Raw genomic sequence first — 21990 nt, 5'->3', positions numbered from 1 at the left:
GATAATGGCAACTGATCTGCTGAGGATTGCTCCGGACAAGCTTCGCTGGGAGTGTGATGAGAGCGAATTTGATTTTGCCACCACTGACGAGCTTCCGGAGCTTGAAGGAACCATAGGCCAGGAACGGGCCCTGAAGGCGCTGGATTTCGGCTTCGGCATCACCGATTGCGGCTACAACCTCTTTCTGGCAGGCGAGGCCGGGACCGGGCGCTCATCGACGATCCGCAATATGCTCAAAAAGCTGACCAAGGAGCAGCCGACCCCTTCAGACTGGTGTTATGTCTACAACTTCAAGGACCCTGACCTGCCCGTAAGCCTTGCCTTGCCTGCCGGACAAGGAGTCGAGCTGGAAAAGGACATGAAGGAGCTGCTGGAAGGGATCAAGTCGGACATCCCCAAGGCGCTTGACAGCAAGGACTACGAGAGCCACAAGGCCACGGTATTTGAAGAGTACCAGGAAAAGAACGGCGAGCTGTTCGGCGCCCTGGAAAAGGAGGCTGAAGAGCGAGGCTTCTCCTTGCAGCGGACCGTATCCGGGCTGGTGATGGTCCCCCAGAAGGATGACCGGAACTACACCCAGGAAGAGTACGAGGCCCTTTCCGACGAAGAGCGGGAGAAACTGGAGGCAACCGGCAAGGACCTGACTGACAAGCTGAACGACGTGCTGCGCCAGGTGCGGGAGAACGAGAAGGGGACCAAGGAAACCCTGGGCCAGCTCGATCGTGAGCTGGGGCTTTCCGCGGTGGGGCGCCATATCGAGCCGCTCAAGGAGAAATACCGCGAGCTGGAAAAGGTGGTTAAATACCTGGACTCGGTGCAGGAAGATATCCTCAATAACCTGGAGGATTTCAAGCCGCAACAGCAGCAGTCGCAGATTGCCGGGCTCAGGATGGCAAAACAGGAGCCCTCATTCGAGCGCTATGCGGTCAATGTCTTTGTGGACAATCGGGAAACCAAAGGGGCGCCGGTCGTCTTCGAGCAGAACCCGACCTACAACAACCTGTTCGGTCGGATCGAGAACGTCTGGCAGATGGGCGGGGTGGCCACCACCAACTTCACCCTGATCAAGCCGGGGGCGCTGCACCGGGCCAATGGCGGTTATCTGATCATCGATGCCCGCGAGGTGCTGATCAATCCCTTTGCCTGGGATGCCCTCAAGCGCTGCATGCGGAGCGGTGAGATCAAGATCGAGGACGCCATGGAGCAGTACCGCTTCATGACCATTGTCTCTCTCAAGCCGGAGCCGGTGCCGCTGCGGGCCAAGATCGTCATGATCGGTTCACCCTGGATTTACTACCTGCTGTTCCATCTTGAGCCCGACTACCGCAAGTTCTTCAAGGTCAAGGCCGATTTTGACAGCCGGGTGAACCGAACTCCGCAAATTATGAAAGATTACGCGCTGTTCGTCGCTACCCACTGCAAGAACGAAAAACTGGTGCCGTTCGACCGGAGCGGCGTTGCCGGGCTGCTGGAGCATTCGGCAAGGCTGGTCGAGGACCAGGGGAAGCTCTCTTCTCAGTTCATGGAGATTGCCGACCTGATCCGCGAAGCGAGTTACTGGGCTGCCAAGGACGGCAGCGTTACCGTATCGCGCGACATCGTCAAGAAAACCATCTCGGAAAAGATTTACCGGAGCAACCGGGTTGAAGAGCGTCTCCAGGAGCTGTTCGAGGACGGCACCATCCTCTGCGATACCGATGGCAGTGAGGTCGGCCAGATCAACGGCCTGTCGGTAATGACCATTGCCGACTACATGTTCGGCAGGCCTTCCCGTGTGACTGCCAGGGTTTACCTGGGGCGCGGCGGCATGGTCAATATCGAGCGCGAGGTGAAGCTTTCCGGTCCGATCCACGACAAGGGGGTGCTGATCCTCACCGGCTATCTGGGCGGCAAGTTTGCCCATGACAAGCCGCTCTCGTTCTCGGCGTCGATCTGTTTCGAACAGAATTACGATGGAATCGAAGGGGACAGTGCTTCATCAACCGAGCTCTATGCGCTGCTCTCTGCGCTCTCGGGAGTGCCGATCAAGCAGGGGATTGCCGTTACCGGCAGCGTCAACCAGCTCGGCAAGATCCAGCCGATCGGCGGGGTGAACTACAAGATCGAAGGGTTCTTCGCGGTATGCAAGGCCAAGGGGCTGACCGGCGAGCAGGGGGTAATCATTCCCAAGAGCAACGAAAAGCACCTGATGCTGAATGACGAGGTCAGTGAGGCGGTTCGCGCCGGCAAGTTTCATATCTGGAGCGTCGAGACCATCGACCAGGGGATCGAGATTCTGACCGGTGTCCCGGCCGGGGCACAACAGCCGAACCAGGGCTACCCGGAAGGGAGTATAAACTTCCTGGCGGACAAACGGCTGCGGGAGATGCTGGAGCTGATGAAGAAATTCGGTAGCTCCAGTGAAGGTAAGGGGCGAGGCAAAGGCAAGGCAAAGAGTTCAGAGCCCGAAACCTCTTAATCCTTGCTTAGGTCGCCGATACCTGTGGTTCTCAATTGTCGAGCCCGCCGCAAACGGCGGGCTTTATTTTGGTACTCTCAAGCCGATCTTGCTCAGGGTTTCCCGGAGTTTGTGCGGTTCCACCGGCTTGACCAGATACGCCGATGATTGCGACGAAATCATCGACTGCATCACGTCATCCGGCGTGTTGAGTGCCGTGAGCATGACAATCTTGGTTCGCTCGCTGGCAGGAATGTTTCTGTCCCGCTCCCGCTGACGTATCGCTTTCCCTGTTTCATGGCCATTCATATCAGGCATCATTATGTCGAGCAGTACCAGGTCAATGCGTGGTCCGTTATCCAGTGACGCTTCAAACTTGGCAACGGCCTCATTGCCGTCTTTTGCCATTTCGCAATCAACACCGGCAAGTTGCACTGATATCGTTTCCCGCGCCAATTCATCATCATCAACTATGAGGCACTTCATAAGATCCATTTGAGTCACTCCTTTCCTGAAAAAAATAACAGCTAAATAAAAAAAATCAAACATTGCCCCGTTTTCAGGCATTAAGCAGTTGACCGGTTAAAAATGAAAATGCTAATTACAAAGATCAAATTTAATAAGGGGGAAGGGATGTTATCAGGAAGAATAAGGAATGCGGTTATTGTAATGTGTGCCCTGTGTGCTGTAAGCGGGGCCGTGGCTTTTGCATCAGGAGCAAAAGCGGCCATGTCGGCGGATGAAGCGCTTAAGAGTCTTATCTCCGGCAACGAGCGCTATGTTGCCAACCAGATGACTGGCCAGAAGCTGTGCGATCTGCCGACCCGTCAAGGGCTCGCCAAGGGGCAGAACCCTTACGCTATTATCCTGTCCTGCTCAGATTCCCGGGTGCCACCGGAAATCATCTTTGACAAGGGTCTTGGCGAGATCTTCGTGGTGCGCGTTGCCGGGAATATCCCTGATCCGGTCGTGCTGGGGAGCATTGAATATGCTGCCGAGCATCTCGGTTCGCCGCTGGTCATGGTGCTTGGCCATGAGCGCTGTGGGGCGGTAACGGCGGCAGTCGATGCCAAAGGAAAGCCGGAAGGGAACATCGGCGCCATCATCAGCAAGATCACCCCGGCAGTGAAACAGGCCAAGAAGGAAGCTGCTGGCAAGCCCAAAGCGGAACTGGTTGAAACTGCCATTGACGACAATGTCAAACTAGTTTCTGCGGCGTTGACCAAGCAGTCCAAAGTTATCAAGCACCTGGTTGATGCCGGTAAAATCAAGATCGTCAGTGCCAAATATGACCTTGATGACGGCAAGGTAACGGTTCTTAAGTAAGTTTTTTTGCCATAGCTTGCGCCAAAGCCCGTTCGGCAACTGCCGGACGGGCTTTGTTTATCCGATTTCCAGAATGAATTCTTTTCGCCGCACAAATATGATCTTGACATTTTTCCCGGCGGCGTTAATTATTGAATGAACGTTCATTCTGAAAGGGGTATGCTGGTGTCTGGAGCAGACAAACGAGACGATATTGTACGTGCCGCCCTTGAGCTTATCGCCGAGCACGGCTTTCATGGCGCGCCGATGGCGATGATTGCCGAACGGGCCGGTGTGGCAGCAGGGACCATCTACCGCTATTTCGAAAACAAGGACGTTCTGATCAAAGAGTTGTATGGGGCATTGGAAAAAAAAATGTATCCGTTCATTCTGGAGGGGTATTCCAATGAGGCGCCGTTTCGAGCCCGTTTCCTGCACCTCGGTTCGGCGATGCTCCGTTTTTTTATCGAGAATCCCCTGGATTTCCGCTATCTGGAACAATTTCACAACTCTCCCTATGGCGTCGCATTCCGCCGCGACAAGCTCATGGGGAAAGCTGGCGGCTGTGATGTTTTTCGAGAGCTGTTCGAGCAGGGAATCAAGCAGCAGGTGCTCAAGGATTTCCCTGTCGTCATCTTCTTCGATCTGGCCTTTGGCTCCCTGGTGGCCTTGGCCCGGGATCACATTCTCGGTTTTGTACAACTGGATGAAACCTTGATCAACCGGGTCGTGGAAGCTTGTTGGGACGCTGTGAAAAGGTAGTTTGCCGTGTATTTGGTGGTAGCAGTGAATGAACATTCATTTCAATAGGGTGTCGAGGTGTTTATGCAAAGCAAATTCAGAGTAACATTTGGGGCCGTTGCCGGATTCCTTGTCTGCTGTCTTGCCATGGCCGGTTGCGGTAAGAAGCCGGCTGCCAAGCCGCCGGCAGGGCCGCCGGAAGTCGGCGTTATAACGGTTAAGACGCAGCGGGTCGCCATAACAACGGAATTGCCCGGTCGCACTGCACCCTATTTGGTGGCCGAAGTTCGTCCACAGGTTAGCGGCATTATTAAGAAGCGGGTTTTTACCGAAGGGAGCGATGTCAAGGCCGGTCAGGTGCTTTACCAGATTGATCCTGCCACGTACCAGGCTGCCTATGCCAGCGCCAAGGCATCAGAAGCGAGGGCCGAAGCCAACCTGATCCCTGCCCGTCTCAAAATGGAGCGCTATAAGGATCTGGTGAAGATCAAGGCGGTGAGCCAGCAGGACTACGATGATGCCTTTGCCAGCTTCAAGCAGGCCGAGGCTGATGTTGCCTCTACCAAGGCGGCGGTGGAAACGGCCCGGATCAACCTGGCCTACACAAAGATCACCGCCCCCATATCCGGTCGCATCGGTCGCTCGACCGTAACCGACGGGGCGCTGGTGACCGCCAACCAGGCGGCAGCATTGGCTACCATCCAGCAGTTTGATTCCATGTATGTGGATATTACCCAATCCAGCGCTGATCTGCTCCGTCTGAAACGGACCCTGTCCAGCGGTCTCTTGAAAAAAGGTGGCGCAGCCCAGGCTCCAGTAAGGTTAATGCTGGAAGATGGCACGCCGTATCCGCTGGAGGGAACCCTCAAGTTTTCCGACGTTACTGTTGATCAGAGCACCGGATCGGTGACGCTTCGCTGCATCTTTCCTAACCCGAAGCAGCTGCTGCTGCCAGGAATGTTTGTCCGCGCAGTGGTCCAGGAGGGAGTCAACGAGCAAGCGATCCTAATGCCGCAGCGCGGTGTGACCCGCAATCCGTCAGGCAGCGCCATGGTGATGGTGGTTGGTGCCGAAGAGAAGGCTGAGCCGCGGGTGATAAAGGTCGAGCGTACCGTCGGCGACAATTGGCTGGTAAGTGATGGCTTGAAGACGGGTGACCGGGTCATACTCGAAGGCACCCAGAAGGCGCGGCCCGGCACACCGGTGAAGGCTGTACCTTTCGGGACCAAGCCTGCTGAGGGGGCACCTGCTGCTGCAGCCACTCAGCCTACGCCGACTACGGGATCAAAGAAATAAACCTGTAACGACCAAGGAGTCTTTCATGCCTCGCTTTTTTATAAACAGACCGATCTTCGCCTGGGTTATCGCCATAATGGTCATGCTGGCCGGTCTGCTGGCGATCAAGAAACTGCCGGTATCACAGTATCCGCCGATTGCGCCGCCGCAGATTGCCATCAACGCCGTGTATCCGGGCGCCTCGGCCCAGACCGTACAGGATACGGTTACCCAGATTATCGAACAGAAACTGAACGGCATTGACAATCTGATCTATATGTCTTCTACCAGTGACTCGGCAGGAGCGGTATCGATTACCTTGACCTTCAAGGCCGGTACGGATCCCAATATTGCCCAGGTACAGGTGCAGAACAAGCTGCAGCTGGCCGTGCCACTCCTTCCGCAAATTGTCCAGCGTTCGGGGATTCAGGTGGTAAAGTCCACCAGGAACTTCCTGTTAATCGTGGGTCTTGTCTCGGAAGACGGTTCCATGGACCGCAACGCCTTGACTGATTACATGGTTTCAAACCTCCAAGACATTGTCAGTCGCCTGGAGGGGGTAGGGGAGTTGCTGCTGTTTGGCACCCAGAACGCCATGCGTATCTGGTTGAACCCGACCAAGCTGAATAACTATCATATGACCTCCAACGATGTCACCGCTGCGCTGCAGTCCCAGAACGTCCAGGTTTCGGCCGGACAGTTCGGTGCCGTACCAGCCAATCAGGGGCAGCAGCTCAATGCCACGATCAACGCCCGGTCTCTGCTCCAGTCTCCGGAACAGTTCGATGCCATTGTGCTGCGCACCAATCCAGACGGCTCAACCGTTAAGCTCAAGGATGTGGCCGAAAGTAAGATCGGCACCGAGAACTACGAAGTTCAATCATACTACAACGGCAAACCATTAGGTGGTATGGCGATTCGTCTGGCGGCCGGGGCCAACGCCCTGGAGACCGGCAACCGGGTCAAGGCCAAGATGGCGGAGCTGGAGAAATACATGCCGCCCGGCATGAAGGTGGTCTATCCTTATGACACCACCCCGTTCGTCAAGATCTCCATTGAAGAGGTGGTTCAGACCCTGATCGAAGCGGTCTTCTTGGTCTTTATCATCATGTTCCTCTTTTTGCAGAACATCCGCGCCACCTTGATTCCCACCATCGCGGTGCCAGTGGTACTCCTCGGCACCATGGGCGTTTTGGCAGCCTGCGGCTTCTCCATCAACACCTTGACCATGTTTGCCTTGGTTATCGTCATCGGCCTGCTGGTGGACGACGCTATTGTTGTCGTCGAAAACGTCGAACGGATCATGACCGAGGAAGGGTTGTCGCCCCATGATGCCACCATCAAATCCATGGGGCAGATCACCAGCGCCTTGTGGGGTATTGCCACAGTTTTGACGGCAGTTTTTCTTCCCATGGCTTTCTTCCCCGGCTCCACCGGTGTCATCTACCGCCAGTTCTCCATCACCATCATCTCCGCCATGATCCTTTCGGTGCTGGTGGCAATGATTCTTACTCCGGCACTGTGCGCAACGCTGCTCAAGCCTGTTGAAAAAGGGCATACCCCGGGCGAGTGCGGCTGGTTTTGTCAATTTTTCCGCTGGTTCAACAAGCTGTTTGACTTCTGCAGGATGAAGTATGAGGGGATTGTCGGTCGTTCCTTTGGCAAGCCGGTGCGCTATCTGGTGGTCTATGCTGCCATAGTCGGTGTCATGATATTCTTCTTCATGCATCTCCCTACCTCGTTCTTGCCGGACGAGGACCAGGGCTTCATTATCTGCCAGGTCCAGTTACCGGCCGGCGCCACCCAGGAACGTACCATCCAGGTGATACGGCAGTTGGAACAACACTTCCTGGAAAAGGAGAAAAAGGCGGTAGAAGGGGTCATTACCGTGGCCGGATTCAGCTTTGCCGGACGGGGCCAGAACATGGGGCTGGCCTTTGTCAGGCTCAAGCACTGGGATGTTCGTAAGAGCAAGGATATGAAGGCCGCCGCCATTGCTGGCAGGGCCATGGGGGCATTTTCCAAGTTCAGGGACGGCCTCGCCTTTGCTTTTTCACCGCCGGCCGTACTTGAGCTTGGCGTGGCCAACGGCTTCGATCTTCAGCTTCAGGATCGCGGCGGCCTGGGACATGACAAGTTGATGGAGGCGCGCAATCAGCTGTTAGGTATGGCGATGAAGAATCCGAAGTTGATGGCGGTACGCCCCAATGGTCAGGACGATTCGCCCCAGTTCAAGCTCGACATCGATGATGTGCGGGCCGGTGCTTTGGGCATATCCCAGGCAGATATCAACAGTGTCCTTGCCACAGCCTGGGGTAGTACCTATGTCAATGACTTCATCCAGAACGGTCGGGTCAAGAAGGTCTACCTTCAGTCCGACGCCAAATTCCGAATGGTGCCTGAGGACATCAACCGCTGGTATGTCAGCAACAAACAGGGGGAGATGGTGCCGTTTTCCGCCTTTGCCACTGCTCGATGGCAGTATGGCTCGCCCCGTCTGGAACGTTACAACGGGATTCCTGCCGTTGAGGTTTTGGGCCAGGCAGCCCAAGGGATAAGCACCGGCGAAGCGATGGCCGAGATGGAAAAGATGGTGGCACAACTGCCGCCGGGAATCGGCTATGAATGGACCGGGCTTTCCTACGAGGAAAAGAACGCCGGTGCCCAGGCCCCGGCACTGTACGCTATCTCGCTGCTGGTAGTGTTCCTCTCTGTGGCAGCGCTTTATGAGAGCTGGACCATCCCCTTCGTCAACCTGCTGATGCTGCCGCTTGGCTTGGTGGGGGCGGTGACGGCGGTAAAGCTGAGGGTCTTCCCCAACGACATCTATCTCCAGATCGGCCTGCTGACCACCGTGGGGCTTTCTACCAAGAACGCCATCCTGATCATTCAGTTCATCAAGGATCAGCTGCACCAGGGTCATGAGCTGGTTGACGCCACCCTGGCGGCGGTGAAGATCAGGCTGCGGCCGGTTATCATGACTTCGCTGGCCTTCTTCTTCGGCACGCTGCCGTTGGCACTTACCAAAGGCGCGGGCGCTTCGGCTCAGAATGCCATCGGTACCGCCGTTACCGGTGGTCTGCTTTCGGCTACATTCATTGACCTGATTTTTATTCCGTTTTTCTTCGTGTTGGTGTCGCGGCTGTTCGGCCGGAAAAAATACAAACCACACCCTGGAGAACCTGCTGCAGCCAATGCTACGGAGGGACATTGACATGAAACAGATGCGACAGATGACAACAGTTTTATGTTTCTCCCTCGGGGCGATGCTCTCCTTGAGCGGCTGTACCACCATGGCCCCGAAATACAGCCAGCCGGCGGCACCGGTGCCGGCAGTTTGGCCCAGCGGCGCTTCATACAAGGCTGAAACTGCCAAGCCTGCTGATAAGCCGGTTGCCGAGATCCCCTGGCAGGAGTTCTTTGTTGACAGCCAGCTCCGCAAGCTGATCGCCCTGGCTCTGGAAAACAACCGTGACCTGCGGGTGGCTGCGCTCAATATTGAGCGCTCCCGCGCCCTTTACCAGATACGACGCGCCGATCTCCTGCCCAAGGTAGATGCCTCTGCCAGTGCCAGTTTCCAGAGGATTGCCGAGGATCTGTCGGCATCGGGCCGGGCCACGACCGTTGAGCAGTACAATGTCGGGCTCGGGGTGAGTTCCTACGAGCTTGATCTGTTTGGCCGGGTGCAAAGCCTCAAGGATCAGGCTCTGGAGCAGTATCTCAGTACCGAGCAGGCCCAGCGCAGTGTCCAGATCAGCCTGGTTTCCCAGGTTGCTGCCGGTTACCTAGCTTTGGCCGCCGACCGGGAGCGACTGAAAATCGCCAAAGAAACACTGACGAACCAACTGGATTCCTACAAGCTTACCAAGAGTCGCTTCGATGCTGGTGTTTCTTCAGCCCTTGCTCTGTATCAGGCCCAGACCATCGTCGATACAGCCAGGGTCGATATCGCCCGCTATACGACTCTAGTGGCTCAGGATGAAAACGCCCTGAGCCTGGTGGTCGGCTCTCAGGTGCCACCCGAACTGTTGCCGTCTAATCTTTCCGAAACGCTGGCATCGCTCAAGGATATCACCCCTGGATTGCCGTCCGATGTCCTGCTGAGCCGTCCCGACATCCTCCAGGCCGAGGGTGATCTCAAAGGGGCTAACGCCAACATCGGCGCGGCACGGGCGGCATTTTTTCCGAAGATTACCCTTGTTTCCAGCGTTGGCTTCGGCAGTGACGAATTGGCCGGGCTTTTCAAGTCAGGTTCTTTTGCCTGGAAATTCGCTCCGCAAATTACCCTGCCGATCTTTGACGGCGGCAGTAACAAGGCCAATTTGACCGTGGCCGAGGTTGATCAGAAGATCGCCGTGGCCCGCTATGAAAAGGCGATTCAGAGCGCTTTTCGTGAAGTGGCCGATGCTCTGGCCCAGCGGGGGACTATCGACGAACAGCTATTGGCGCAGCAGTCTCTGACCGATGCCTCTGCCGAGAGCTTTCGACTGTCGCAGGCACGGTTCGATAAAGGGGTGGACAGTTACCTGCCGGTACTGGATTCCCAACGCTCTCTTTACGGTGCCCAACAGAACCTTATTTCTGTGAGACTTGCCAGACTAGCAAACCTGGTGACCATCTACAAGGTACTTGGCGGCGGCACAAAGTAGCCTAGTTATCGATTTGCCCTTTGGTGGGATGACAGACATGCAAAAAGACATAACGACAAAGGCCCGCCAGATTACTCTGGTGGGCCTTTGTACGTCTTGCTTACCTGCTTGGGCCGGCTGGCAGTACTGTCAATCCTGCCGGATGACCTCAAGGAAGGCGGCGCCGTAGCGCCCGAGTTTCTGCACCCCTACGCCGTTGACCTTGAGCAGCGCTTCACTGTCGAGGGGGCGAAGCGCCGCCATCTCCGCCAGGGTGGCGTCGCTGAAAATGACATAAGGCGGGACATTCTGTTCGTCAGCCAGCCGCTTGCGCAGGGCGCGCAACGACTGAAAGAGGTCTTCGTTGTACTCCATGTTGAGAACCGTCCCGCGGCGGCGCGGTTCCTTCTTTGCCTCAGCCACTTTGATCCGCGGCTTTGCCAGGACGAGCCGCTCCTCTCCCCGCAGCAGCGGCAGGGCTGAAGGGGTCAGCTTCAGTACCGAGAAGTTGGCCAGATCCTGCTGCAGGTAGCCTCGGTGGATCAACTGGCGAATGATGCTCCCCCATGCCTCCGCGGCGAGGTGGGCACCGATGCCGTAAGTGGAGAGGCGGTCGTGACCCAGTTGTCGGATTCGCTCGTTCTTTGAGCCCCGGAGTACGTCGATCACGTGGCCGGCGCCGAATCGCTGTCCTACCCGGTAAACACAGGAAAGTGCTTTGCGCGCCTCTTCGGTGGCATCGAAGCTGTCGGGCGGGTCAAGGCAGAGATCGCAGTTGCCGCAGGGTTCCTCAAGCCGTTGGCCGAAGTAGCCGAGCAGAGCTCCCCTGCGGCAGCTCCCGGCCTCGGCAAAGCCGATCATGGCGCTCAGTTTGTGCAGCTCTATCCGCACCTGCTCCGGGTTGGTCCCTGATTCTATCAGGGAGCGGCTGATGGGGATATCTCCGTAGCCGAATAGGAGCAGCGCTTCGGCCGGCAAGCCATCGCGACCGGCTCGGCCTGTTTCCTGGTAGTAACTCTCGATATTTTTCGGCAGGTCATAGTGGACCACGAAGCGGACGTTGGGCTTGTCAATCCCCATGCCGAAGGCGACGGTTGCCACCACCACGCGGATGTCATCCCTCAGGAACGCCTCCTGGACCCGGCTGCGCTCCCGATCTGCAAGCCCGGCGTGATAGGGTGCTGCTTCAATCCCAAGCTCTCTGAGTTTGCTGGCCACTTCCTCCACCCGTTTGCGGGAAAGGGCGTAGACGATCCCTGCCTCATCAGGCCTTGTCCCCAGGAACTCTTGCAGTTGCTGAAAAGGTTTGCGTTTTTCCATCACTGTGTAACGGATGTTGGGGCGGTCGAAGCCGGTAATGTAAACCTGCGCATCCGCGAGCCCCAGGCGTTCCATGATATCGTTGCGGGTCTGATGGTCGGCAGTGGCGGTTAGGGCGATCAGTGGTATTCCGGGGAAGATTCCCCGTAGCCGCCCCAGCGCCACATACTCAGGACGGAAGTCATGGCCCCACTGGGAGACACAGTGGGCCTCGTCAATGGCAAAGAGGGCAACTGGGATCTCCCGCAGCCGCTCCAGGAAGCTGTCGTTCATGAGCCGTTCCGGCGCTACATAGAGGAGGTCCAGTTCGCCGGCGTGGAGGCGGGCCAGCAACTGCCGGGAGTCGCGCTCGCCCAGGGAGGAGTTGTAGGCTGCTGCTGCCACGCCATTCTCCCGCAGGGCGTCAACTTGGTCCTTCATCAACGAGATGAGAGGCGAGACGACGATCGCGACCCCATGCCGGTGCAGGGCCGGTATCTGGTAGCAGAGGGACTTGCCGCCGCCGGTGGGCATAAGGACAAAGGAGTCATCACCAGCCATGAGGCGGTTGATTATCTCCTCCTGAAAGGGGCGGAAGGCATGGAAGCCGAAGACGGTCTGCAGGGTATGTAAAGGCAGGCAGTCCATTGAACCTGAATTTTTAGCTATTTTGGGCGACATAGAGAGCATCCTAGCAGAAGGACTGCCCAGGCGCCACCGGCATTTGAGCGGCGGCAAGCCCGGATCAGCTTCGGAACACCAGAGACTGCAGCCTGGTGAGGTTGAACCAGGCCCAGGTCAGAACGGTTGCCAGCAGGTTGAAGAACTGGTTGTCCAGTATTGGAGCGATAAACCGATCGTACCGGTCGAGAATCGGGGTTGAGCCTTGGCTGGGGGGCCCTCCTTTTTTGAAATTCCGCCGGACATCAAGAAAAAACGCGATCTGCCAGGCGTTGTAACGCACATACGAGCCGGTGTCTTTCCAGAAGCGGTATCGCTCATGGGGCGGAAGTGACGAGATGAGCTTTCTGATCGATGCAAACAGCGGGTAGAGCTGCAGCTTCCCGGTACACGACTGGCTTCGGTACAGCTCGGCTATGGCCAGGAATGGGGCATCCCAACCCTGGTTGGCGCAGTTCAGCAGGATCGCGTTGACCGTTTGCCTCTGAGGCAAACCTTCGCTTTCGAAGCGCCGTGCTGAGGTGAAGATCTCGGCCGGGATCAGGAGCAGCCTGCCGTTGTGCCGGATCTTGTCTGCTAGGCGGGTTTCTGCAAGCATCGCAGGGAATACTTCACAAGGACCCAGCAGCGCAAAGCAGTCCCTGGACATTATCAACCCCTGGTCGCCGTGGCTGCATTCCGGGCGCAGCAGTCGACCTTTTGTTTCGTAATAATAGTAGCCAAGGGAGGGAGAGGCGGCTCCCTTGGCAAATCTGAGGGCGAATTTTGCGGCAATGGCTTTGTCCTGGCAGTGGGCAACGGTGTCGACCCCTTTTCGCAGCGCAAACCGGTCTTCGAAGCTGGAGTCAGCATGCAGGAACAGGAGATACGACCCGCTGCTCGCGGCAACGCCTTCATTCAACTGGGCGCCGCGCCCCTTACCGCCGGCGACCAGCTTCAGCGGGATGCGGTACTGAGATGCTATTTCCGCTGCCCAATCGGCAGTACCGTCAGTGGAGCCGCCGTCACTGATGATGACCTCGAAATCGACCTCTTGCTGTCTTGCTATCATGGCCAACAGCTCGGCAATTGTACCTCTCTCGTCGAGCGTAGGAACGATAATGGACAGTTCTGGTTGCGTTCTTTGGTCTGTCATGGTGGTTCCCTGATAAAATCCTAAACTTTTTTCCGGCCGGGCCGATAGAAAAGTACTGGTAGTCTGCCTTAATTCCGGTTTCGCCGCTCATGGAGGCAAGCAACATGTCTGTTCCCAAAGTTCTTCTCGTTGATGACGTCAAGCTGCTTCTTGAGCTGGAAAAGAATTTCCTAAAGCATTCCTCGGTTCGCGTATTGACCGCCGGCAATGGCGAAGAAGCACTGGAGATCGCCAGAAAAGAACATCCGGACCTCATTTACATGGACCTGAACATGCCGAAGATGGACGGTAAAAGCTGCTGTGCCATCCTCAAGGCAGACCCCGAACTGCGCTCCATTCCGGTGATAATGGTGACCACTGCCGGTAGTCAGGTTGACGAACTGCGCTGTCGCGAAGCAGGTTGCGACGACTATCTCACCAAGCCGATTGATCGCCGGCTTTTTCTCGCAAAAGGGCGCAGCTTTGTTCCGGCAATAGACCGCCGAGAGCCGCGAGTCTCCTGCATGGCCGAGGTTGCCCTGGTAAACGGAGTTGTGATCGGCAGCGCCAGCTGTTCGGATATAAGTGTCGGTGGCCTGTACATTGCTGCTGAGAACAAACCGAAAACCGACCATGAGCTGCAAATCTCTTTTACCCTCCCTGGAAGCGGTCTCAAGATCAAGGCAAAAGGGCGTGTCGCCTGGGACAATAGCGGCAACCCCAGGAGCAAACCGAAGCTTCCGTCCGGATTCGGTGTTGAGTTCACCGAAATCGATACTGATGCCATAAAAGAGATCAAGAGTTATGTGGAAGGTCAACACATCAAGAATGGTTGATCAGGTCTTCCCCCTGATATCAACCCGGTTGTCGTAGAAGGTGCTCCCCCGACCCATGTCCGTAAGTCGCTGCGAAGTAAGGGCATTTACCGTTCTCCTCCCCGGAGAATGAGCGATCCACCAGGCCCCTTCAGTCACTGCAATACTGCTTGGCACCTTTTCGCTCAGCCCCAGAATGAAATCGACTTCACCGTACGAATTCCATGCTGTGACGACGGAACCGTCACTAATCCCGAGATCGGCTGCATCTTGGGGATTGATGATGATCCGCATCCCCCCCTGCTTGCTGCGCAGTTCTTCGCGCTCGAAAAATGAAGAGTTCAGGCCATAAAAGGCCGGAGCTGTCATGAGCCAGAACTGCCCCGGATCTTCTGCTGCATGGGGAGGCAAGTAGTGTGGCAACGGATTGGCAAGGGTTGGGTTCAGCAGTTCGATTTTGCCGGAAGGGGTCAGATAAGGGCGAGATGGGTCGCTGGGCACGGTGAGGCGAACTCCTTTGCCGGAATTGATGATGCCTGTCTCGATGTTGTTCGTCCAGGGGGAATCGCCGGACATGACTTTATCGATAAGTTCGTCGGTGCTCTGCCGAAAAAATGATTGCTCAAATCCCAGTTCCCCGGCTAGCAGGGCAAAGACCTCCCAGTTGGATTTGCTTGCGCCGACCGGGGGAATTGCCGCTATTGCTCGCTGGATGCAGTAACTCCCGTATGATCGGTAGATATCGCTATGTTCCATGGAAGAGGTTGCCGGAAGCACCAGATCGGCATATCGGGCAGTGTCGGTCAAGAACCGCTCATGCACCACAGTAAAGAGCTCTTCACGGCTAAGGCCTTTTATGACACTGTTTTGGTCAGGGGTGATTGCCGCAGGGTTGGAGTGATAGACATAGAGCGACATAACCGGCGGATCGGAAAGATTGTTCAAGGCCTCTCCCAACCGGTTCATGTTCACAATCCTGGTTGGCCGGGCCATGAAATCTTCCCTGGTGATCTCGTTCATGGCAAAGGCGCCGGAAGTGGCGGTGCCGCCGAAACAGCCTCCGCCGGGCTTGGCGTAAGCTCCGGTCAATGCCGGCAGGCAGGCGATGGTTCTGATGGTCATGGCCCCGTTGCCATAACGGGACAAGCCACTACCAAGCCTTATGAGCGGAGCATTTGCCTGCCCATATGTTGCTGCAAGTTGCTCTATCTCCCGGACACTAATGCCAGTGAGGGCGCTGACCTTGTCTGGCGAGTATTCGGGTAGGATATGGCTGGCCAGTTCCGGAAAGCCCTGTACGTTGTCTTTTATGAAATCCCGGTCGATGCGATTGTCTCTGTCGAGAATATGCATGATTCCCAAGGCCAATGCCCCGTCGGAGCCGGGACGAACCAGAAATGCGTGGTCAGCGGCTGCTGCAGTTCGGGTTAGATAGGTGTCGATCACCAAGAGCTTTGCGCCTCGTTTCTTTGCCTGTGCCGCCCGGTGAAGGAAATGCACGCTGGTGGCGGCGGCATCGATCCCCCACAGGATCACCAGGTCGCTCTCAGTTATGCTGTCTGGATCAACAGCCGGCGTATTGCCCATGACCGCTCGCCATCCCTCGTCTTTGGCCGGAGAGCAGATAGTTCTGTCAAGCCTGCTGGCACCGAGGCGGTGGAAAAACGAGTGGCCGCTGTTTCTCTGGATAATCCCCATGGTACCGGCATAGGAATAGGGGAGTATGGCTTCTGCTCCATGGGCGGCGATAATTCCTCGCCATTTTTCAGCGATCATGGCAATCGCCTCATCCCAGGAAATCGGCCGGAATTGCCCGCTTCCCTTGGGGCCGGAGCGGACAAGGGGAGTGGTCAAGCGATCCGGTGAGTGCACGGTGCGCTCATAATTATTCATTTTGGCGCAAAGCGTTCCCTTGCTGTAGGGGTGATCAGGGTCGCCAGAAACCGCAATTACCTGCCCGTTTTCAATGGTGGCGAGGATTCCGCAGGTATCGGGACAATCGTAAGGGCAGGCAGATCGTACTATGGTGCTGGGCATTGGTATCCCTCCAGTTACGAGCTTGAAACGCCGATTAAAACAAGGCAAAGAGGCCCTGTTTTTCCGTAGCAGATAAATAATTTCACGCATAAAGCATCGTGTCAATATATTGCGAATTTCCATTGTAAAAGCCGTTAGAAAACGTCATTTTCTTAGCGTGTATAGCAAAAATATACATGGATTTACCTTTAAAATCAGTCTGTTGTGTATCGGAGTGGATATTGCATTAATGGTGGTTAATGGCTTAACGTGCTGTACCTGTTTAATACTATTTTGGTAACCCAATGGAAATGCCCATTAAATATCTGACAATGAGTTCGAATGTATTAGGGGGGACTGTGATTGCCAGTATTCTGGTGACATTATGCCTGACCTTGGGATTCTCTTTCAGTGCCAGAGCTGAAACTCCACCGGATATTGCTGCCGGCAAGTATCACACGGCAACATTGAAAAGTGACGGTACGGTGTGGACCTGGGGGGATAATGTCAACGGGCAACTGGGGGATGGCACCTATCTGGACCGGAGTTCTCCGGTTCCGGTCAGCCAGTTGACCGGAGTAGTCGGTATTGCCACCGGCGGGTTTCATACCATTGCTGTAAAAGGGAACGGCACGGTCTGGGCATGGGGCAACAACGGTAGCGGCCGGCTTGGCAACGGTTCTACCACGCAGAGAAACACCCCGGTGCAGGTGACCGGGCTTACCGGAATGATTGCGGCAGGTGGCGGCTATGCCCATACCGTGGCCCTTAAAAATGACGGCACGGTCTGGGCATGGGGGAGAAACCTCGAAGGTGAGCTGGGGATTGGATCTTTTTCGGAGATGAATACCTCCCCAGTCAAAGTAAGCGGGCTTACGGGGGTGACGGCCATTGCCTCAGGTGATATGCATTGTCTCGCCTTGAAATCAGATGGCACGGTCTGGGCATGGGGCGCCAACGGCTACGGCCAGTTGGGGGATGGCGGCGTTGTCAATAGTAGCTTGCCGGTACAGGTGAGCGGGCTTTCACAGGTGGTTGCCATTGCTGCCGGCGGCTACCATTCGCTTGCACTTATGCAAGACGGCACTGTCAAGGCATGGGGATACAATTTCAATGGTCAGCTGGGCGATGGTACGGTCAGTAACAGGAGCACGCCGGTAGCGGTTTCCGTTCTGAGCGGCGTGCTAAAGGTTACTGCCGGGTATAGCCATTCTCTGGCCATTATGGCAGACGGAACCGTCCAGGGGTGGGGGTGGAATACCTATGGCCAGCTTGGCGACGGCAGCACCCAGGACCGGAGACTGGCCGTGCCGGTATCCGGCCTTAGCGGGGCAAGATTGCTTGCCGGCGGCTATGGCCATTCCGTTGCCATGAAGCACAACGGGCAGGTGGTAGCCTGGGGCAACAATGGCTATGGACGGCTGGGTGACGGCACTTTTGGTCAACAGACTGTTCCAGTCCGGATTAACGGATTGAATGGGCCGCTGTCTTTATCTGTCGGCCATTATCACTCGTCCGCTATAGCAAGTGACGGTTCGGTCTGGGCATGGGGACGGAATTCCGAAGGGGAACTCGGTGACGGCACAACAGCCATGAAGAGTATCCCTGCAAAGTTGTCCGGGCTTACCGCGTTCACTGCCGTTGCTGCCGGCGGCTACCATACCGTTGCCCTGAAGGGTGATGGTACGGTTTTCTCCTGGGGATACAATATCAATGGCCAGCTTGGCGATGGTACCTTGACAGACAGAATCTCCCCGGTGCAGGTCTCCGGCCTGTCAGGGGTTATCGCAGTGGCAACCGGATGTGATCATTCAGTGGCGCTTAAGAGTGACGGTACGGTCTGGGTGTGGGGCGATAACTATTATGGCCAGCTCGGCGACGGGACCACGACTGACAGAAACACCCCGGTGCCGGTCAGCGGTCTTGAAGGGGTGGTTGCCATTGCCGCCGGCAGTTACCACACCGTTGCGCTCAAAAACGACGGTACCGTCTGGGCATGGGGGTATAATAACTCCGGCCAGTTGGGGGATGGGACAACGATTGACCGGCATACCCCTGTCCAGGTTTCCGGTATTTCTGGAGTCAGTGCGATTGCTGCAGGGTGCTACCATACCTTGGCAATTTTGAGTGGAGGAGTTCTCAAGACATGGGGTGACAACACCTATGGGCAGCTTGGTGACGGCACACAGACCGGACGACTTGCTCCCGGTGACGTGAGCGGACTTACCAACGTGGTTGTCATCAATGGTGGCGGTTACCATTCCGTTGCCATCAAAAGTGACGGAACTATCTGGTTGTGGGGAGAAAACGCGGAAGGACAGCTTGGCAACGGCACTTTTACCGGTAGCTTGGTGCCGGTGACGTTGAGCTCGCTTTCCGGAGTTGCGGCTATCTCAGCCGGGTATTTCAATACAGTTGCCGTTTTGGGTGACGGTACGGTCTGGGGATGGGGTGACAATCTCTACGGCCAGGTAGGTGACGGTAATGGCAGCATGCTTCCCCATAACTCATTGATCAATCTGGATAGCGTGGCGCCCGTTGCCAGCGCGACCCCCGGTGGCGGAGCCTTCGCCGAGAGCGTTTCCGTTACGCTCGGCTGCAGTGATACCGGAACCGGCTGTACTGCTCTCTATTATACCCTTGACGGCACATCTCCGACCTTTCCGGTATCCGGCAGCACCGAGCTTTACCTCAGCCCGCTGAATCTCGTCGACAACGGCACCATTGCATTTATCGCAACAGACTTGGCCGGCAATGTCAGTGCTGTGCAGAGGCAGGCATACTCAGTTTTGCACTACTTCCCTCTCACGATCCAGCTCGGAGGGACAGGCGGCGGAAGGGTAACCGTGTTGCCGTCACCTCCGGGGATCGGTTGCTCCACCAATTGCAGCCAGTCATTTGTCGATGGCACTATCGTCACGGTAACCGCCATGGCCGATGATAGTTCGGTTTTCAGGTCCTGGACAGGGTGCGGCTCGGTCGTCGGCGCGGCTTGCACTGTTACTGTAAGCTCCATGCGTTCCGTATCCGTTGAATTTGCCAGGACCCCGTCGGCAGTAATTTCCGGAAAGCCGGCAACCACGACAAATCAGGTGTCGGCCGAGTTTATTTTTTATTCGGACGATCCGGGTGCCACCTTTGAATGTAGACTGGATAACAGCGAATGGTCCGCCTGTGCCAGTCCTCAAAGCTACAGTGCCCTTACCGATGCCGTGCATAGTTTTTCCGTAAGGGGGGTGGATGCTGCCGGAGACAGGACAGCAAACCCGCCGGTGTGGAGCTGGACTGTGGACACAGTCCCGGCTGATACCTCGTTTGCCGTCACTCCGCCGACGCAATCCAATAGCACCGGCGGTAGCTTCACTTTTGCTGCTACCGAGGCCGGGGCAACATTCGAATGTCAACTGGACAGTGCTAACTGGAGCGGCTGCAGCAATCCTTTCTCCTTCAGCGGTCTGACCGCCGGCAGTCACACCTTACAGGCCCGATCCATAGACCTTGCCGGAAACATTGATCCGTCTCCGGCAAGCTATTCCTGGATCATCGACACAACCGCTCCGGTTACCTATATCACTGACAAACCCAAGTCTCCGGTCAATCAGACCTCAGGCACTATCAGCTTTATCTCAAGTGAAGCGGGATCGACGTTCCAATGCAAGCTGGATTCGGGCCAGTACGGGCCATGTACATCACCCTACAGCTTCAGCAACCTGTCGGGTGGTTCGCACGTATTCATGGTCCGGGCAATCGACCCGGCGGGGAATGTCGACAACAGTCTGCTCGGATGTTCGTGGACAATCGACATCACCCCGCCGAATACCACGGTTACGGCCCAGCCGGTAAACCCATCCAACAAGGTGTCCGGCGGGATCGGCTTCACCTCGAACGAGTCAGGTTCTACCTACGAATGCTCGCTCGACAATGCCGCATTCACAAGCTGCACCTCTCCTTATTTTTTCAGCGGCCTGAGCAACGGCACCCATCAGTTCCAGGTCCGAGCGAAAGACCTTGCCGGCAACCTGGACCAGAGCCCGGCGGTGGTAAGCTGGACGATCGATACGGTCTGGCCAGATACGAGTATTATCTCCGCCCCCCCTCTGACCAGCGTCGAGAATTCCGGGAGTTTCACCTTCTCGGCGACTGAGGCCGGGGTGAGATACGAGTGCAGTCTGAATGGCGGTGCCTTTGCATCTTGCAGCAATCCCTACAGTTTCAGCGGGCTTGCCAACGGTCTTCATGTCTTGCAGGTAAGGGCCATAGATACAGCGGGCAATCTCGACCTTACCCCTGCTGTTTACAGCTGGACCATCAATGTCCCGCCACTACCATGCAATGCAATGATCGGCAGTAGTTGTTATCCCAGCATTACCAGCGCCTACAATTCGATTCAATCGCCGGGAACCGCTAAAATCCTGGTGAAAGGGGTTGTCTTAACTGAAGAGACTCTTGTGCAGCATGATGTCGCTGTAACCATTGAAGGGGGGTACGACGAAACATTTGCAGCGCGGCCCGAAGGAACTATCACTGTAATTGCCGGCAGTTTTACGGTAGGTCTGGGCAGCGTAGTCATCGACACCCTGGAAATTCGTTGACTTAAGATAACTCGCAAACGGTTTTTACCTCCTCATAACGGCTTTTTACTTGCCGCTCCAACTCCTTCCTGCTATAAAATCTTGGGCAGATCTCGTATATAAATCCGTCGTGAGGCGCCAATGGAACTGGATCGCGAACTGGCAGCACAACTCAAGAGGGTTCTGTGTTCACTGGAACAGCTTCTACCGAATCCGGTTGATAAAATTGACTGGAAATCCACGTTTGCCGCCAACTGGCACCGGCACTCATTTGCCGGATTTCTGGAGCCGCTGGAGGCGATCGAAGGGATTCGGCTCGATGACCTGCTCGGCATTGACAGCCAGAAACTGGCGGTTGAAGAGAACACCCGCCAGTTTCTGGCCGGTTACCCTGCTAACAATACTCTGCTCTGGGGCACTCGCGGCACCGGGAAATCCTCACTGGTGCGGGCGCTTTTGAACCGTTACGCAACAGACGGCCTCAGAGTGGTGCAGGTCGACAAGGATGATCTCGTGCATCTGCCGGACATTGTGGCCGCGATCAAGGATCAGCCTTACAAATTCATCGTATTTTCCGACGACCTCTCTTTCGAAACCGGCGAATCCAGCTACAAGATGCTTAAGAGCGCTTTAGACGGCTCGGTCTACGCCCCTCCACCCAATGTTCTGATCTATGTCACCTCCAATCGCCGACACCTTCTTCCCGAGTATGAAAGCGACAATCGTGGTGCCATGATGGTCAACAACGAGATCCACCATGGAGAGGCTGTCGAAGAGAAAATATCGCTATCCGGACGTTTTGGCCTCTGGGTGGGGTTTCACCCTTTCAGCCAGGACCAATACCTGGAGGTGGCCCGGCAGTGGGTGGATAAGCTCTGCGTTCGTCACGGCATTGTTGTTGCCTGGGGTGACGAGAGCCGGCATGCTGCCCTGGATTGGTCTCATAAAAAAGGTGATCGCAGTGGTAGGATTGCCTACCAGTTTGCCAGCGACTGGGTCGGAAGGACGCTGCTGCAACAAGCTTCAGTTAAGGACTGAAGGGCCTGATGGGATAATGGGCGATATCTACCTGTTGTTGCTTAAATAATTAGATATGAAATGTGGCCAA

Annotated in this window: 13 protein-coding genes; 9 read left to right on the top strand and 4 right to left on the bottom strand. The window is 56.0% G+C overall.

What is annotated here, in order from left to right; translation table 11 throughout:
- Nucleotides 1–4 precede the first annotated feature (4 nt).
- Nucleotides 5–2458: a Lon protease family protein gene (locus KI809_RS04195; RefSeq protein WP_214170236.1), complete on the top strand. Its 2454-nt coding sequence runs from the start codon at nt 5–7 to the stop codon at nt 2456–2458.
- A gap of 63 nt (nt 2459–2521) precedes the next feature.
- Here the strand turns inward: KI809_RS04195 and KI809_RS04190 are convergent, their stop codons facing one another.
- A complete protein-coding gene (locus KI809_RS04190) occupies nt 2522–2932 on the bottom strand; it encodes a response regulator (protein ID WP_246559170.1) in 411 nt (136 codons plus the stop codon).
- 138 nt (nt 2933–3070) lie between these two features.
- On the opposite strand from KI809_RS04190, the gene KI809_RS04185 reads away from it, so the two are divergent.
- The 5 genes from KI809_RS04185 to adeC all read left to right on the top strand — a co-directional run bounded on the left by KI809_RS04185 (nt 3071) and on the right by adeC (nt 10407).
- Nucleotides 3071–3763 carry a carbonic anhydrase gene (locus KI809_RS04185; protein ID WP_214170235.1) on the top strand — a complete coding sequence of 231 codons (693 nt, stop codon included), beginning with the start codon at nt 3071–3073 and terminating at the stop codon, nt 3761–3763.
- Between the two features lie 165 nt (nt 3764–3928).
- Nucleotides 3929–4504 carry a TetR/AcrR family transcriptional regulator gene (locus tag KI809_RS04180; RefSeq protein WP_214170234.1) on the top strand — a complete coding sequence of 192 codons (576 nt, stop codon included), beginning with the start codon at nt 3929–3931 and terminating at the stop codon, nt 4502–4504.
- 63 nt (nt 4505–4567) lie between these two features.
- Nucleotides 4568–5779 (top strand): efflux RND transporter periplasmic adaptor subunit, encoded by a 1212-nt coding sequence (locus tag KI809_RS04175; protein ID WP_214170233.1) that lies wholly within the window; start codon nt 4568–4570, stop codon nt 5777–5779.
- A 25-nt stretch (nt 5780–5804) separates the two neighbouring features.
- Entirely contained in the window at nt 5805–8972 is a 3168-nt protein-coding gene (locus tag KI809_RS04170; protein WP_214170232.1) for an efflux RND transporter permease subunit, read from the top strand.
- A 1-nt stretch (nt 8973) separates the two neighbouring features.
- Entirely contained in the window at nt 8974–10407 is a 1434-nt protein-coding gene (gene adeC / locus KI809_RS04165) for an AdeC/AdeK/OprM family multidrug efflux complex outer membrane factor (RefSeq protein ID WP_435052241.1), read from the top strand.
- A 129-nt stretch (nt 10408–10536) separates the two neighbouring features.
- On the opposite strand, the gene recQ is transcribed toward adeC, so the two are convergent.
- Both recQ and KI809_RS04155 read right to left on the bottom strand, forming a co-directional pair.
- Nucleotides 10537–12366, bottom strand: a complete 1830-nt coding sequence (gene recQ / locus KI809_RS04160; RefSeq protein WP_435052240.1) for a DNA helicase RecQ — start codon at nt 12364–12366, stop codon at nt 10537–10539.
- Between the two features lie 64 nt (nt 12367–12430).
- A complete protein-coding gene (locus tag KI809_RS04155; RefSeq protein ID WP_214170231.1) occupies nt 12431–13501 on the bottom strand; it encodes a glycosyltransferase in 1071 nt (356 codons plus the stop codon).
- Between the two features lie 104 nt (nt 13502–13605).
- Between KI809_RS04155 and KI809_RS04150 the strand changes: the two genes are divergently transcribed.
- Entirely contained in the window at nt 13606–14316 is a 711-nt protein-coding gene (locus tag KI809_RS04150; protein WP_214170230.1) for a response regulator, read from the top strand.
- On the opposite strand, the gene KI809_RS04145 is transcribed toward KI809_RS04150, so the two are convergent.
- Entirely contained in the window at nt 14317–16332 is a 2016-nt protein-coding gene (locus tag KI809_RS04145) for a molybdopterin oxidoreductase family protein (protein WP_214170229.1), read from the bottom strand.
- A 338-nt stretch (nt 16333–16670) separates the two neighbouring features.
- On the opposite strand from KI809_RS04145, the gene KI809_RS04140 reads away from it, so the two are divergent.
- A complete protein-coding gene (locus tag KI809_RS04140; protein WP_214170228.1) occupies nt 16671–20903 on the top strand; it encodes an RCC1 domain-containing protein in 4233 nt (1410 codons plus the stop codon).
- Nucleotides 20904–21023: 120 nt separating this feature from the next.
- Entirely contained in the window at nt 21024–21920 is an 897-nt protein-coding gene (locus KI809_RS04135; RefSeq protein ID WP_214170227.1) for an ATP-binding protein, read from the top strand.
- Nucleotides 21921–21990: the final 70 nt, after the last annotated feature.

Source organism: Geoanaerobacter pelophilus, assembly GCF_018476885.1.
Taxonomy (GTDB): domain Bacteria; phylum Desulfobacterota; class Desulfuromonadia; order Geobacterales; family DSM-12255; genus Geoanaerobacter; species Geoanaerobacter pelophilus.
Note: the sequence above shows the minus strand (reverse complement) of the source record. Positions and strands in the feature narration are given on the sequence as shown.

What these genes read in the sequence shown, in the direction of transcription:
- adeC (WP_435052241.1), top strand. Translation starts at nt 8,974, where the DNA reads ATGAAACAGATGCGACAGATGACAACAGTTTTATGTTTCTCCCTCGGG.
- KI809_RS04150 (WP_214170230.1), top strand. Translation starts at nt 13,606, where the DNA reads ATGTCTGTTCCCAAAGTTCTTCTCGTTGATGACGTCAAGCTGCTTCTT.
- KI809_RS04170 (WP_214170232.1), top strand. Translation starts at nt 5,805, where the DNA reads ATGCCTCGCTTTTTTATAAACAGACCGATCTTCGCCTGGGTTATCGCC.
- KI809_RS04190 (WP_246559170.1), bottom strand. Translation starts at nt 2,932, where the DNA reads ATGGATCTTATGAAGTGCCTCATAGTTGATGATGATGAATTGGCGCGG.
- KI809_RS04175 (WP_214170233.1), top strand. Translation starts at nt 4,568, where the DNA reads ATGCAAAGCAAATTCAGAGTAACATTTGGGGCCGTTGCCGGATTCCTT.
- recQ (WP_435052240.1), bottom strand. Translation starts at nt 12,366, where the DNA reads ATGTCGCCCAAAATAGCTAAAAATTCAGGTTCAATGGACTGCCTGCCT.
- KI809_RS04145 (WP_214170229.1), bottom strand. Translation starts at nt 16,332, where the DNA reads ATGCCCAGCACCATAGTACGATCTGCCTGCCCTTACGATTGTCCCGAT.
- KI809_RS04185 (WP_214170235.1), top strand. Translation starts at nt 3,071, where the DNA reads ATGTTATCAGGAAGAATAAGGAATGCGGTTATTGTAATGTGTGCCCTG.
- KI809_RS04155 (WP_214170231.1), bottom strand. Translation starts at nt 13,501, where the DNA reads ATGACAGACCAAAGAACGCAACCAGAACTGTCCATTATCGTTCCTACG.
- KI809_RS04135 (WP_214170227.1), top strand. Translation starts at nt 21,024, where the DNA reads ATGGAACTGGATCGCGAACTGGCAGCACAACTCAAGAGGGTTCTGTGT.
- KI809_RS04195 (WP_214170236.1), top strand. Translation starts at nt 5, where the DNA reads ATGGCAACTGATCTGCTGAGGATTGCTCCGGACAAGCTTCGCTGGGAG.